Annotated in this window: 12 protein-coding genes; 5 read left to right on the forward strand and 7 right to left on the reverse strand. The window is 69.6% G+C overall.

All coding sequences use genetic code 11. The features are described from left to right. The first annotated feature begins 58 nt into the window (after positions 1-58). The 5 genes from J0695_RS02505 to J0695_RS02525 are packed head-to-tail and all read left to right on the forward strand — an operon-like array spanning position 59 to position 5,978. Positions 59-1,387, forward strand: coding sequence for an ABC transporter substrate-binding protein (locus J0695_RS02505; RefSeq protein ID WP_206959702.1), 1,329 nt, complete (start codon positions 59-61; stop codon positions 1,385-1,387). Beyond that, entirely contained in the window at positions 1,384-2,349 is a 966-nt protein-coding gene (locus J0695_RS02510) for a carbohydrate ABC transporter permease (protein WP_206959705.1), read from the forward strand. Before J0695_RS02505 ends, J0695_RS02510 begins: the two co-directional genes overlap by 4 nt. Next, the gene (locus J0695_RS02515; protein WP_206959707.1) at positions 2,346-3,212 is read left to right on the forward strand and encodes a carbohydrate ABC transporter permease; all 867 of its coding nucleotides are present in this window, start codon (positions 2,346-2,348) and stop codon (positions 3,210-3,212) included. Before J0695_RS02510 ends, J0695_RS02515 begins: the two co-directional genes overlap by 4 nt. Before the next feature lie 37 nt (positions 3,213-3,249). Continuing rightward, a complete protein-coding gene (locus J0695_RS02520; RefSeq protein ID WP_206959708.1) occupies positions 3,250-4,524 on the forward strand; it encodes an alpha-L-fucosidase in 1,275 nt (424 codons plus the stop codon). Between the two features lie 38 nt (positions 4,525-4,562). Next, positions 4,563-5,978 carry a polysaccharide lyase 6 family protein gene (locus J0695_RS02525; RefSeq protein ID WP_206959710.1) on the forward strand — a complete coding sequence of 472 codons (1,416 nt, stop codon included), beginning with the start codon at positions 4,563-4,565 and terminating at the stop codon, positions 5,976-5,978. On the opposite strand, the gene J0695_RS02530 is transcribed toward J0695_RS02525, so the two are convergent. Genes J0695_RS02530 through J0695_RS02560 form a run of 7 tightly spaced genes read right to left on the reverse strand, consistent with a single transcriptional unit; the run spans position 5,975 to position 13,124 of the window. Beyond that, the gene (locus tag J0695_RS02530) at positions 5,975-6,973 is read right to left on the reverse strand and encodes a bile acid:sodium symporter family protein (RefSeq protein WP_206959712.1); all 999 of its coding nucleotides are present in this window, start codon (positions 6,971-6,973) and stop codon (positions 5,975-5,977) included. The two genes, J0695_RS02525 and J0695_RS02530, sit on opposite strands and share 4 nt — an antisense overlap. A 57-nt stretch (positions 6,974-7,030) precedes the next feature. Beyond that, positions 7,031-7,999 (reverse strand): PfkB family carbohydrate kinase, encoded by a 969-nt coding sequence (locus tag J0695_RS02535; protein ID WP_206959713.1) that lies wholly within the window; start codon positions 7,997-7,999, stop codon positions 7,031-7,033. Continuing rightward, positions 7,996-9,465 (reverse strand): purine-cytosine permease family protein, encoded by a 1,470-nt coding sequence (locus tag J0695_RS02540; protein ID WP_206959714.1) that lies wholly within the window; start codon positions 9,463-9,465, stop codon positions 7,996-7,998. Before J0695_RS02540 ends, J0695_RS02535 begins: the two co-directional genes overlap by 4 nt. Positions 9,466-9,521: 56 nt before the next feature. Then, complete coding sequence (locus J0695_RS02545) at positions 9,522-10,532, reverse strand: ADP-ribosylglycohydrolase family protein (RefSeq protein ID WP_206959722.1); 1,011 nt, start codon at positions 10,530-10,532, stop codon at positions 9,522-9,524. Continuing rightward, positions 10,529-11,251, reverse strand: a complete 723-nt coding sequence (locus J0695_RS02550; RefSeq protein ID WP_206959725.1) for a GntR family transcriptional regulator — start codon at positions 11,249-11,251, stop codon at positions 10,529-10,531. The genes J0695_RS02545 and J0695_RS02550 overlap by 4 nt, the downstream gene beginning before the upstream one ends. 60 nt (positions 11,252-11,311) lie before the next feature. Next, the gene (locus J0695_RS02555; protein WP_206959728.1) at positions 11,312-11,896 is read right to left on the reverse strand and encodes a pyridoxamine 5'-phosphate oxidase family protein; all 585 of its coding nucleotides are present in this window, start codon (positions 11,894-11,896) and stop codon (positions 11,312-11,314) included. Positions 11,897-11,939: 43 nt separating this feature from the next. Then, positions 11,940-13,124 carry a hypothetical protein gene (locus tag J0695_RS02560; protein WP_242552118.1) on the reverse strand — a complete coding sequence of 395 codons (1,185 nt, stop codon included), beginning with the start codon at positions 13,122-13,124 and terminating at the stop codon, positions 11,940-11,942. Positions 13,125-13,344 lie beyond the last annotated feature (220 nt).

Raw genomic sequence — 13,344 nt, forward strand, 5'->3', positions numbered from 1 at the left:
CCCGGCAAGCGCTTTCCACAAGTGCGAACGCAGTTCACACATCCGATCAGGAGTCGTTATGAACAAGCCATGGTTGACCGGCGCCGGGATCCTCACGTCCGCCGTGCTCCTGACCGGGTGCTCGTCGAGTCCCGCAGGCACGCAGGCCAAGCAGAACCCCGACGCGCCGCTGGAGCTCTGGATCAGAACCACGCCGGGCGGGCCCGGCGAGGCGGCGACGATCAAGCTGGCGGGGGGCTTCGAGAAGGCCACCGGCAAGAAGGTCAAAGTCACCGCGATCTTCGACGACTTCGAGACCAAGCTGCAGCAGCGAGCGGCCCAGAAGAACCTCCCCGACATCGTCCTCAACGACGTGACGCAGATCGGGACGATGCACAGCCAGGGCCTGCTCCGCGAGATAGACCTCGACAAGATCAAGAGCAGCAAGGACATCACGGCCCAGGGTCTCGCCTCCGGCAAGAGCGTCGACGGCAAGCAGTTCGGTCTGCCCTACTCCGCCCAGGCCAGCGCGCTGATGATCCGCAAGGACTGGCGCGAGAAGCTCGGCCTGAAGGCCCCGCAGACCTGGGACGAGTTCGCCGCCATGGCCAAGGCGTTCACCGCCAAGGACCCCGACGGCAACGGCAAGCAGGACACTTACGGCCTCGCCGCCCCGCTGTCGACCAAGCGCGGATACGCCTCGTGGTACTTCTCCAACTTCCTCTGGGCGGCGGGCGGCGACTTCATCACCGAGTCGGGCCAGGGCAAGTACAAGCCGTCCATGACGACCCCGGAATCCGTCAAGGCCGTCCAGTGGTTCCGTGACCTCGGCTGCAAGGACAAGGCGATCCAGCCCGGCTCCGTCACCATGGACACCCCGCCGACCAACGAGACGTTCGAGGCGGGCAAGACCGGCATGTACGTGGTCGGTCCGTACCTCATCCCGCGCTTCGACAAGTCCCTCGGCAAGGACAAGTACGAGGTCGTCCCCATGCCCAAGGGGCCCAAGGACGCCACGGTGCTCGCCGAGGGCGGCTCGGTCTATCTGATGGCCGGCTCGGACAACCAGGCAGGGCAGGACGCCTTCGCCGACTACGCGGTCTCCGCAGAGGGCCAGAAGCTCGGCATGCAGGGGACCGAGGGCTACATCGTGCAGTTGCCGGTCAACAAGACGGTCGACATCTCGACGGTGCGCCCCGACCCGCGCTGGAAGACGTACTCCGACATCTACAGCGCCTCGGGCCGCTACGCCCCGTCGATCCCGAACTGGACGCCCGTGCGCCAGACGACGGCCGAGACCATCAACGCCCTGGTGGCCGACTGCGGCCTCGACACCGGCGCCAAGCTGAAGGAACTGGACGCCAAGCTCAAGGCAGTTCTCGAGGAGCAGGGGATCGCCGCGTCATGAGCGTCGACCAGGTGCGGCCGTCCGCGAACGGCTCCGCCGCCCCGAGCGTCCGGCCCCCCGCCGGCCGGCCGGCGAAGAGCCGGACGCGGCACAGCCGCAGGGCAGGACGATGGTGGACGCCCTGGCTGTTCCTGGCCCCGGCGCTGATCCTCTTCCTGTACTTCAAGTTCATCCCCATGGCCAACGCGATCACCATGTCGTTCCAGGACGTGCAGCCCTACCTCGGCAACAAGTGGGTCGGCACCGACAACTACGCGACGGTCCTCACCTCGGACGGTTTCCGCGAGGCCGCCTGGCACACCATCGTGCTCGCCGTCGGACAGACCACGGGCTGCCTCGTGCTCGGTCTGGCACTCGCCCTGCTGATGGAGGGGCAGAGCAGGCGGCTCGGCGTCATCCGCTCCGCGGCCTTCCTCCCCGTCGTCGTACCGATCGCGGTCGTCGCCGAACTCTGGCGGATCATGTACCACCCCACCGGGGACGGCATGATCAACTCCCTGCTCGGGCTGGTGGGTTCGGGCCCATCGGGGTTCATCAACGACCCGCACACCTCGATGGCCTCCATCATGGTCACCGGCATCTGGCGGGGCGCGCCCTACGACATGATGATCTTCCTCGCGGGTCTGGGAAGCGTCGACCGCGGTCTGTACGAGGCCGCCAAGGTCGACGGCGCCTCCCGGCTCCAGCGGGTGCGTTACGTCACGATCCCCGGCCTGCGCTCGGTCTTCTCGATCCTGTTCATCCTCGCCGCCATCCGCGGCCTGCGCGTCTTCACCGAGGTCTTCCTCCTCACCAACGGAGGCCCCGACGGCTCCACCGAGGTCGTGATGACGCTCATCTACAAGCTGGGACTCGAACAGAACCGGCTGGGCGTCGGCGCGGCCGGCGCGGTCCTGCTGTTCCTCGCGACGCTCGTCCTGACCGTCTGCGTCCACCTGTTCCGACGGAGGGGTAACGAATGAGCGCGCCGACCGAGACCGCGCTGGGGCTCACCGAGAGCAGGAGCATCGGCGGCAGGGTCGCGAAGGCGGTCACGTACGCCCTCGTCCTGGTCGTCTTCGCGGGCCCGCTGCTCGCCCTGCTGGTCGGCGCGTTCAACCACGTCAAGGACCCGACGCAGCTCAGCCTCATCCCCTCAGGCGCCACCCTGGACAACTTCAGGACCGCCTTCGACCAGGGCGTCCTGAAGTACCTCCTCAACTCGTTCTTCGTCGTCGGCTTCGGACTGCTCCTGCAGGTCGCGGTCTCGGTCCTGGCGGGCTACGCGCTCGCCAGGAAGAAGTTCCGCGGGATGACCGTGGTGATGGTGGCCATCCTCGCGACGCTGATGCTGCCCGAGGAGATCCTGGCCATCCCGCTCTCCCTGATCCTCGCCGACCTGCCGGTGGTGCACTTCAACCTCATCGGCACGCTCGCCGGCATGATCGTGCCGCTCGGCGCCTGGGCGTTCTCCATCCTGGTCATGACCGAGTTCATGAAGGACGTGCCCCGCGAACTCGAAGAGGCCGCCCGTATCGACGGCGCCGGTGACCTGCGGATCTTCGCCCAGATCATTCTGCCGATGTGCAAGCCCGCGCTCGGCGTCATCGGGGTCTTCGGCTTCACCATGATCTGGGACCAGTACCTGCTGCCCCTCCTGGTGGCCACCAACTCCTCCTCGTACACCCTCCCGCTCGCCCTGCGGACCCTGAGGATCGACCCCTCGGTCACCCCGGGCGTCGTGATGGCCGCATCGCTCCTGGCCCTGCTGCCCTCGGTGGTCGTCTTCCTCTTCTTCCAGCGCTCGTTCGTCCAGGGCCTGACCTCCGGCGCACTCAAGGGCTGACCGGCCCCCATTCCCCCCTGATGTAAGGAGCGGCACGTTGAGTGCGCGCAGCGACACCACCTGGTTCACCCATGACCGCTTCGGCCTGTTCGTCCACTGGGGGCTGTACGCACTCCCGGCCCGGCACGAGTGGGTCAAGAACCGGGAGAGGCTCACCGACGACCAGTACCAGGTCTACTTCGACCACTTCGACCCCGACCGCTACGACCCCGTCGAGTGGGCCAGGACGGCGAAGGCCGCCGGGATGCGGTACGTCGTCCTCACCACCAAGCACCACGACGGCTTCTGCCTCTGGGACAGCGCCCTCACCGACTACAAGGTCACCAGGACGCCGTACGGCCGCGATCTGCTCGGCCCGTTCGTCGACGCCTGCCGCGCCGAAGGTCTCAAGGTCGGCTTCTACTACTCGCTGATCGACTGGCACCACCCCGGCTTCCCCGTCGACGGGACGCACCCGCAGCGCGACGACGCGGAATTCGTCGAGGCGGCGGCCGACCGGGACATGGCCGGGTACCGGAGCTATCTGCACGGCCAGGTACGGGAGTTGCTCACCTCGTACGGCACGATCGACTACCTCTTCTTCGATTTCTCCTACGCCGGCCACGAGGAGTACTGGGCCGGCAAGGGCGCCGACGACTGGGATGCCCCCGGCCTGCTCGCACTCGTACGCGAACTCCAGCCGGACATCCTGGTCAACGACCGGACCGGAATCCCCGGGGACTTCATCACCCCCGAGCAGTACCAGCCGTCAGGACCGATGACCGAGAACGGCCGCCCGGTGGTGTGGGAGGCCTGCCAGACGCTCAACGGCAGCTGGGGCTACGACCGTGACAACGTCGACTTCAAGAGCGCCGATCTGCTGATCAGGATGCTCGTCGACGGGGTGTCCAAGGACGGCAACCTGCTCCTCAACGTCGGACCCACAGGGCGCGGTGACTTCGACCCGCGCGCCGTGGAGACCCTCGCCGAGATCGGCCGGTGGATGGAGCTGCACGAGCGGTCCGTACGCGGCTGCGGCCCCTCCGCACACGAGCCGCCGGCCGACTGCCGCTACACCCGGCGCGGCGACCGGCTCTATCTCCACCTCTTCACCTGGCCGCTGCGCCATGTGCACCTGCCCGGACTCGCCGGGCGGGTGCGGTACGCGCAGCTCCTCAACGACGCGTCGGAGATCGTACGCGTCGAGGTGGACCCGGATCAGCCCGCCCAGAACACCCGGATGGGGGGCCAGCCCGACGGCACCCTCACGCTCCAACTGCCGGTACGGCGGCCCGAAACGCCCGTGCCCGTCATCGAGCTCTTCCTCAACTGACCAGAACCGACCCGTCCGCTCAGCACTGTGGAGGCATCATGCAACGACGTACGTTCCTCACCGGCACCGCGCTCGGCATCACCCTGGCCGCGTTCCCGGCGGTCGGCGCTCAGGCAGCGACGACGGTCAGCTCGCTGACCGCGCTGCAGTCCGCCATCAACGCGGCGGTCCCCGGCGATGTGATCACCGTGGCCAACGGCACCTACGCCGTGCCGGACGGCAAGCCGATCACCATCACGGGCAAGCACGGCACGGAGGCCGCGCCCATCACGATCGTCGCGCAGTCCCGTGGCGGCGTCGTCCTCACCGGGAAGCAGAGCTTCGTCTTCTCCGGCTCCGACAACATCACCCTCTCCGGCTTCGCGTTCCGCCAGAGCACCACGCTCGACGTCCCGCCGGACTCCTCGTACATCCGCCTCACCCGCAACGACTTCCAGCTCGCCGACATCAGCGGACTCCACTGGGTCATGATCCGGGGCGACCACAGCAAGGTCGACCGCAACCACTTCCACAACAAATCCCAGCTGGGCATCATGCTGGGCGTGGAGGGCGCGGACACGGACAAGATGGCCTACAAGGTCCTGATCTCCAAGAACTACTTCTCCGACCACTCCTTCACCGGCGACAACGGCGGCGAGCCGATCCGGCTGGGTGTGAGCCCGCGCGCGCTCGCCAACGCAGAGGCCACCGTCGAACTCAACCTCTTCGAGCGGACGAACGGCGACCCCGAGGCCATCTCGATCAAGTCCTCGGGCAACTTCATCCGCCACAACACCATCCGTGACAGCAAGGGCGGCATCGTCCTGCGGCACGGCAACGGCACCCAGGTCGACAGCAACTGGATCCTCGACGGCCAGGAGGGGATACGTATTTACGGAAACGACCACCAGATCGTCAACAACTACGTCTCCGGCCTCTCCGGTACGGCCCTGATCATCGGCAGCGGCACAGAGCGCGACCACATCCCCAACGAGCCGCCCGCGTCCCGGACCGGCAACGACGCACCCGACCGCGTGACCATCGTGCACAACACCCTGCGGAACAACGCGAAGACCCTCGCCGGGGAGTCCCAGCGCACCGAGGAGCCGCGCGACTGTGTGGTCGCCGACAACCTGCTCGTCGGTGACGCGGGCTCCCTGGTGGCGATGGCGACCACCGTCCGCTTCACCTGGCAGAGCAACATCCTCTTCGGTGCGGCCGCCGACGGGAACATCCCCGCCGGGACCTACACCCGCACCGACCCCAAGCTGGTGACCGGCTCCGACGGCATCGCACGTCTGTCGGCGGCCAGTCCGGCGATCGGCGCGGCCACCTCGCAGCAGCTGACGGTCGGGTACGACATCGAGGGCGACGCACGCGGCACGGCCAGGGACGTCGGGTGCGACGAGTACTCGACGGCGGCTCCGGTCTACCGGCCGCTCACCACGGCCGACGTGGGCCCGAACGCGGCCTAGGCGGCCCCGGCCGCTTCGGCGGCCTCACTCTTCCTGGCCCGGTACGACATCCAGGCGGCGACCAGCGCCCCCGACACGTTGTGCCAGACCGAGAAGATCGCCGCGGGCAGGGCGGCGAGCGGGCTGAAGTGGGCGGTGGCGAGCGAGGCGGCAAGACCGGAGTTCTGCATCCCGACCTCGAACGCCATCGCCCGGCTCGCGGGCTTCCCGAGCCGCGCGGCCTTCCCTGCCCCGTAACCCAGGAGCAGGCCGAGGCCGTTGTGCAGGACGACGGCCAACAGCACCATCGCCGCAGCGGACTTGATCGCCGCCGCGCTGCCCGAGACCACGATCACCACGATGAAGGCGATGGCGACGGCCGAGAGCCAGGGCAGGGCGCCGAGCAGCCTGTCGATGTACTTGCCCGCGAAGAACCGTACGGCCAGGCCGGCCAGGACAGGCAGCAGCACGGTCTTGAGGATGTCGGTGACCATCGAGCCCGCGTCGACGGGCAGGTACTCGCCCGCGAGCAGCAGCGTCAGCGGGGGAGTGACCAGCGGCGCCAGGACGGTCGAGACGGTGGCCACCGACACGGAAAGGGCCACGTCGCCGCGCGCGAGATACGTGACGACGTTGGACGCCGTGCCGCTGGGCGCACAGCCCACCAGGATCACGCCGGCGGCCAGTTGGGGCGAGAGGTTCAGCGCGTGGGCGATCAGCCAGCCCAGGCCCGGCATGATCACGTAATGCGCCACCAGGCCGAGCCCCACGGCCCAGGGGCGCTTCAGCACGCCCTGGAAGTCCACCGCGGTCATCGTCAGGCCCATGCAGAACATGACGACGCCGAGGAGGTAGGGCACGGACGTCTTCCAGCCCGCGAAGGTGTCGGGGGTGGCCAGGCCGGCTGCCCCTGCCGCGAGGACGAGGACGGGAAAGACGGTGACCGCGCGGCGGGCCGCGCGGTCGGTGGAGTCTGATGTGGGGGACGTACGGGGTATCGCTTGTTCGGTCTGCACGGCGCGATGCAACGCCCTGACCGGCCCGTTCCGCAACAGCGTCTCGTTATGTGGTCCTTACACGGACAACCGCGTGGCCAGCGGGTCGTCACCCAGGAAGGCGATGAGCTGTGCCAGATCGGGAGCGGTGGCGGGGCCGCGGCGGCTCACCGCGTACGCCGCCGAGGCATTGGCGCCGCGTGCCGCCGAGAGCGGGTCGAGGCCCCGGCCGACGAGGGCCAGGAACGCGCCGACGTGGGCGTCGCCCGCGCCGTTGCTGTCGACCGCGTCCACCACGAAGCCCGGGACGTGCACAGGGTCCTCCCCGGGCGCCGCGAGCCAGCAGCCGTCCTTGTCGGCGCGCAGCAGGATGCCCGCTCCGGGGGCGAGCCGCTCCCGGAGAGCTGCGACGGCCTTGCGGGGGTCGTCGTGGCCGGTCAGCAGCCTGCCCTCGCGGGCGTTGCAGCTCAGCCAGTCGGTACGGGCGAGCACCGGGTCCAGGATCTCCGCCGGGATGTCCGCGACCAGCGGAGCGGGGTCGAAGCAGACCGTGAGGGACGGCGGGAGCTGTGCGGCGAAGCGCGAGAGGAGCGGACCGTTGACGGGGGTGACCAGGCCGTAGCCGGAGATCTGCACCATGTCGTCGGGCCTCAACTTGCCGGTCACCACGGCCAGTTCGGCCTGGGTGAGCTGCGCGTCGACTCCGAAGCTGGTGACGAAGGTGCGCTCGCCGCCCGCGTCCACCAACGCCACGCAGAAGCTGGTGTCGCCGTCCTCGCGGACCGGCAGCATGGTCTCCACGCTCTCGGCGGCGAGGGAGGCGCGGACGAGATCGCCGTACGGGCCGGTGCCGTGCAGTCCGGCGAACACCGCCTCCGCGCCGAGCCTGCGGGCCGCGACAAGGGTGTTGAAGCCGCCGCCCGCCGTCAGTTCGGTACGGGTCCCGATGACGTCGCCGCCGCGCTCAGGGAGGGCGGGGACCTCGATGACGAGGTCGGCGATGACGTTTCCGGCGAGTACGAGACGGGGGTGCGCAGAAGTGCTCATCGGACGGCTTCCTCTAGAGGGGCGGGGGAGGACGGGACATCGGTGACGGAGGCGCGGCGGCCGAGGACCGCGTACAGCAGAGCGCCGACGGCGATGGCGATCGCCCAGCCGAGACCGTTCTCGCCGAGCCAGGTGTTGGTGAGCGGGCCCTTGAACCACACGTCGTCCGCGCTGGTCGACGCGGTGGTGAAGAGCAGTCCGCAGACGATCGCGGCGACCCAGGCGAAGACCGCGGGGAGGTTGAAGCCCCCGGAGTACCAGTAACGGCTGCTGCGGGTGGTGTCCATGAGGCCGGCCGGGTCGTAGTCGCGGCCGCGCAGCATGTCCACGCCGATCACCCCGATCCAGGCGGAGATCGGTACCGCGAGGAGGGTGAGGAAGGTGGTGAACGGGCCGTAGAAATCACCGGCGATCAGCATGAAGTAGATGCCGCCGAGGAACATCACCACGATGTCGATGCAGACGGCCCAGGTGCGCGGCACCTTGAGACCCAGCGTGATCATGGTGAGGCCGGCCGAGTAGGTCGACAGGTGGTTCGACATCAGCAGTCCGCCGAACGCGGCGATCAGATACGGGATGGCCATCCAGGACGGCAGCATCGCGTTGATCGCGGAGACCGGGTCCGACGAGGTGGCCAGGGTCGGGTCGCCCGCGGTGAGCAGCGAGCCGAGCGAGATCAGCAGGACCAGGGGGATGCCCGCGCCGAACGCCGATGCGGTGACCAGGCGGCCGCCGGGGATCGAGCGGGGGAGGTAACGGGCGTAGTCCGCACCGGCGTTGGCCCAGCCGATGCCCGTACCCGCGGCGATGAAGCCGATGCCCGCGATGACGCCGCTCGTGGCGCCCGCAGGTGCGTCGAGGACCTTGGTCCAGTCGACCGTGGCGACCAGGAAGCCCATCACGACGAGGTTGAGGACGCCGAACGCGACCGTGGCCCACTTGTTGATCCACATGATCGTGGCGTGCCCGAGACCGCTGATGAGCAGGGTGCAGGTGATGAAGACGAGCAGGCAGAGAATGGTGAGGAAGTTGTTCTGGTCCACCCCGAAGGCGACCCCGAGCAGCGCCAGCAGGGCGTACGCGGCGGTGGTCGTGGTGATCGTCTCCCAGCCGACCCGGCTCAGCCAGGTGACGACGGTCGGCCCGACGTTGCCGCGCTGCCCGAAGGTCGCGCGGGAGAGGGTCAGGGCGGGGGCCCCGCCCTTCTTGCCCGCCAGACTGAGTGCTCCCACCAGGGCGAACGAACCGAAGGCGCCGACGACGGCGACCAGTGCCGCCTGCCAGATGTTCAGCCCGCGGAAGGCGACGAGCGAGGCGCCGAGCGGCAGCCCGAGGATGGAGATGTTGGCGGCGAACCAGGTCCAGAACATCTGGCCCGCGTGGCCGTGACGCTCGCTGTCGGGGACCGGTTCGATCCCCCGGGTCTCTACGGTGCCGACGCGATCGTTCGTCGTTGAATCGGTCATGACGGAACCTCCTTGCACGGTATGCGGGTGGGTGGGGGAGCGGAACTCGGCGGAACTCAGCGCAGGGCGAGCAACTGGGCCGTGAGCGGCTCCAGTTCGAGGTGGTTGACCGTGCGCAGGGTCTGCACGGCGTCGGCGGGGAGGGCCTGAAGTCCCCGTACGGAACCGGCGATCGCGCCCGCGATGGCGCCGATCGTGTCGCTGTCGCCGCCTAGATTGGCCGCCATCAGCGCACTGCGCCACGGGTCCCCGCCGGTCAGAGCGAGCACCGCGAAGGCCGCGGGCACCGACTCCTGGCTGGCGACGCTGGTGCCGATGAGCGCGACGATACGGTCGAGCGCCTCGGCCTCATCAAGACCGGCGACGAGCTCACGGGCCCAGCCGATACGGGCCGAGATGGAGGCGCCCGCAATCCAGTGCCCGCGCCGGGACCCTGCGGCAGCGGCGGCGATCGCCGCGTCGAAGGCCTGGTCGAGCGTGCCGCCCGCGATGCCAGTGGAGACGGCGGCGGCGACGGCTGCCGCGCCCGCGATCCCGACGGTGGTGTCGTGCGTGACCTGGCAGGACTCCACGACCCGGTCCAGGAAGGCTTCGAGGTCGTCGGCGGCGAAGGCGATCCCGACGGGGGTGACGCGCATGGCGGCCCCGTTGGTGGTGCCGTACCTGCCCGCCTCCTTGGGGTCGGTGCCGCGTGCGACCGCGTCGAGCGCGGCCTTCGTGGACGGGCCGAGGAGGTCGAAGGAGCCCTTGGCCTTCATCTCCCTCTCCCAGTCGAGGAGTTCACGCGCGAAGGCCGTGGGGTCGATGTGCCCGCCGCCCTCGGTGAGGAGCCGGGCCACGATGACGGCCTGTTCGGTGTCGTCGGTGACCGAACCTGAGGGCATTCCGGCGCTGACCGGGTTGTCGGGCAGGGCCGCCTCGAAGCCGGTGAGGGTGCCGTAGACCCGTACGACGTCCTCACGGGCCATGATCTGCGTCGGCATACCGAGCGCGTCGCCGAGGGCGAGTCCGTAGAAGGCGCCGAGCGCACGGTCGAGCCGGGGGTCGGTGGGGGGTGCGGGGGTCATACGAGGCCTCCTCGGCCGGTGGTGCGGACGTGCAGCTGGAACCGGGACGGGTCGAGCAGGCTGCTGACCTGCTCGACGACGGAGCCGTCGGCGGCCCGGAACACCTGGGACAGATGGAGGAAGGATTCACCGGGGGAGCGGTGCAGTACGGCCGCGTCGCTCCCGCTGATCCCGGCGACCGCGATCCTGGCCTCGCCGCTGTCGGCGACCCGGCCCGCGGCGATCAGCGCCTTGTTGAGGGAGCCGCCCGCCAGGCCGCGGCCGGGGAGTCCGGCGAGCGGACCGACGGCGGGGACGCGGCTGCGCTCCAGCGACACACCGTCGCCTCCGGGCAGTCGGCGTACGCGGTCCAGGGCGATGAACTCACTTGCGTCCAGGCCGAGTTCGGCGGCGAGAACGTCATCGGTGACCGTCTCGAAGCGGAGTATCTCCGTGGTCAGTTCGGTGCCCTGCTCGGCGAGCGCCTGAGTCCAGCCGAGCCGGTTGTCCAGCGGCGTCCCGTCGAAGGTCACGAAGGAGCCGATGCCCGCGTGGGTGGCGATGAGCCCCTGCTCGCCGAGCACGTTCAGCGCTTGGCGCACGGTGGTGCGGCTGACGCCGAAGCGCCCGGTGAGCGCGTGCTCCCCGGGCAGCCGGCTGCCGTCGGAGTGGACTCCGGCCCGGATCTCGTCGGCGAGAACCTTGGCGATGTGATGGTGTTTATGGACCTGTCCAGGCATGTCTAAACCGTAAGCGGAGCTTCCCCTTCAGGTCCAGCGTTTCCGGATGTCGGTTTCCTGTCAGGGGGTAGGCGGCAGCGGGAGCGGCAGTCCCGGGAGGCCGTCGATGCTGGTCGCGATGTACTCCTTCTTCTGGAAGTACGCGTCCAGACCGGCGTCGTCCTTGCGCGCGAAGAAGTCGCTGTGCAGATCGCGGTCCTCGTCGTACGACATGAACGGCACGGCGTACCCGCAGGTGTCCCTGACCAGCTCCGCGCTCACGACGATGATCGCGCGCAGCCCGTTCCGGGACGGGTCGATGTCCGGGAAATGGCCGAGCAGCTCCTTGAAGCGCGGGTCGTCACGGAAGACCGGCTCACCGCGCCCGTGCACCCGCACAATGTTCGGCGGCCCTTCGAAGGCGCACCACATCAGCGTGATCCGCCCGTTCTCACGCAGATGCGCCACGGTCTCCGCGTTGCTGCCCGCGAAGTCCAGATAGGCCACGGTGAGTTCGTCGATCACGGCGAACGATCCGTTGAGCCCCTTGGGGGAGAGGTTGACCGTGCCGTCGCCCGACAGGGGCGCGGTCGCGGTGAAGAAGATGTGCTGCGCCTCGATGAAGGCGCGCAGGCGGCCGTCTATTCGCTCGTATGTCTTACCCATACGGTGGATTATGCGTGGCGACCGGCGCGGCGGATCCGGCATTTCACCCCGTGGACCGGGCGCGGAGCAGCCGGACGGCGGCGGTACGCGTGTGCCGCGGGGTCCCGTCGCCGAGCCTCGGGTGCAGCCAGGCCCAGGGGATGGCGTTCGCGGACGGCAGCAGCGCGGCGGTGGCCGCGCGGACCACCGGCGGCGAGGGGTCGTCGAGGTAAGGCAGAAGCCGGTCGGTGTCCGCCGCGTCGAGGATGCGCAGACCGGTGATCGCACTGGTCCGTACGGCCGGGAGCGCGTGCGGGACCAGCGACCACAGCAGGGCCGCGTCCGTGCGGGAGCCGCACTCGGCGAGCCCCGTGAGGGCGTTGGGGTGTGCGGCCGGATCGGCGCACATGGCCAGGTAGCCGGCGTAGGGATCGATGCCGTGCTGCTTCAGCACCCAGCGCGCGCAGGCCCGTACGAGACCCGAGCGGTCGGCGAGGAACGGCCGGGCCTCCGGTGCGCGCCCGGCCCGCCGCAGGAGCGTGACACCGGCCGAGCGGACCTGGGGCAGCCGGGAGGGGAGCAGGTGTGCCAGCACGTCGTCGTACGCGGCGGCATCGGCCCGCTGGAGCGCGGCCTCGGCGCAGAGGTTCTGTACGACCACGTCGCCGCCGGTGGCTGCGGTACGGGCGAGCTCCCCGGCGCTGAACAGATCCCGCTCGACGGCGATGCGGTACGCGAGGCGCCGTACGACCCGGTCTTCGGAGTCCAGCAGGGCCGCGAGGGACCCGCGCGGCGCCCGGTGCAGCGCCGCGGTGAGCAGGTCACGCGTGAACCCGCCCCGGTTGCGGCGGGTCAGACGCAGGATCAGGGCGGCCGTCGAGGGGGCGATCAGCCACGCCTCCGGTGTGCGGCGCAGCGTTTCCCTGGCCCGCTCCCGTACCGGACGAACCCAGTCCGTGCAGCGGACGACCACCAGCGGAAGCAGCTCTGGGTGGTCGGCGGCCCGCTCCAGTGCCGCCTCGCGGACGTGGCCGTCGGGGTGGCAGAGGGCGAGGGCGGTATCTGCGGCGGTCGGCGGTGTCCGGGTCCAGAAGGGCAGTCCGGGGGCCCAGGACGCGAGCCGCCGTACATCCAGGTCGAGGGTGATCCAGGCCTCGGCGGACGAGGTGTCCAGCGCCTCGCTCGGCTGCGTGCCGTCCGCGAGCCGCTCCACCGCCGTGCTGTTCCCCGTGTTGATCCACCTGGCCATGGGCACAAGAGTACGCATTGACGAAACATACGGAGGAGCGCATACTTATGCCTATCGTCGTATGCGCCATAGGAAGAACCCGTGACCGAGCGCGTCGTACTCGCCCCCGCGAAGATCGCCGCCCGGCGCGACCCGGCCCGACCTCCATCGTTTACGCGTACGACAGCTGCCTCCCCGTTCCTCCGCGGCGGGGAGGCAGCCGCACATCCACCCTTCTGAG

This window comes from Streptomyces beijiangensis, assembly GCF_017315755.1.
GTDB classification, from domain to species: domain Bacteria; phylum Actinomycetota; class Actinomycetes; order Streptomycetales; family Streptomycetaceae; genus Streptomyces; species Streptomyces beijiangensis.

What these genes read in the sequence shown, in the direction of transcription:
- J0695_RS02555 (WP_206959728.1), bottom strand. Translation starts at nt 11,896, where the DNA reads ATGGGTAAGACATACGAGCGAATAGACGGCCGCCTGCGCGCCTTCATC.
- J0695_RS02540 (WP_206959714.1), bottom strand. Translation starts at nt 9,465, where the DNA reads ATGACCGATTCAACGACGAACGATCGCGTCGGCACCGTAGAGACCCGG.
- J0695_RS02515 (WP_206959707.1), top strand. Translation starts at nt 2,346, where the DNA reads ATGAGCGCGCCGACCGAGACCGCGCTGGGGCTCACCGAGAGCAGGAGC.
- J0695_RS02525 (WP_206959710.1), top strand. Translation starts at nt 4,563, where the DNA reads ATGCAACGACGTACGTTCCTCACCGGCACCGCGCTCGGCATCACCCTG.
- J0695_RS02550 (WP_206959725.1), bottom strand. Translation starts at nt 11,251, where the DNA reads ATGCCTGGACAGGTCCATAAACACCATCACATCGCCAAGGTTCTCGCC.
- J0695_RS02510 (WP_206959705.1), top strand. Translation starts at nt 1,384, where the DNA reads ATGAGCGTCGACCAGGTGCGGCCGTCCGCGAACGGCTCCGCCGCCCCG.
- J0695_RS02535 (WP_206959713.1), bottom strand. Translation starts at nt 7,999, where the DNA reads ATGAGCACTTCTGCGCACCCCCGTCTCGTACTCGCCGGAAACGTCATC.
- J0695_RS02545 (WP_206959722.1), bottom strand. Translation starts at nt 10,532, where the DNA reads ATGACCCCCGCACCCCCCACCGACCCCCGGCTCGACCGTGCGCTCGGC.
- J0695_RS02505 (WP_206959702.1), top strand. Translation starts at nt 59, where the DNA reads ATGAACAAGCCATGGTTGACCGGCGCCGGGATCCTCACGTCCGCCGTG.
- J0695_RS02560 (WP_242552118.1), bottom strand. Translation starts at nt 13,124, where the DNA reads ATGGCCAGGTGGATCAACACGGGGAACAGCACGGCGGTGGAGCGGCTC.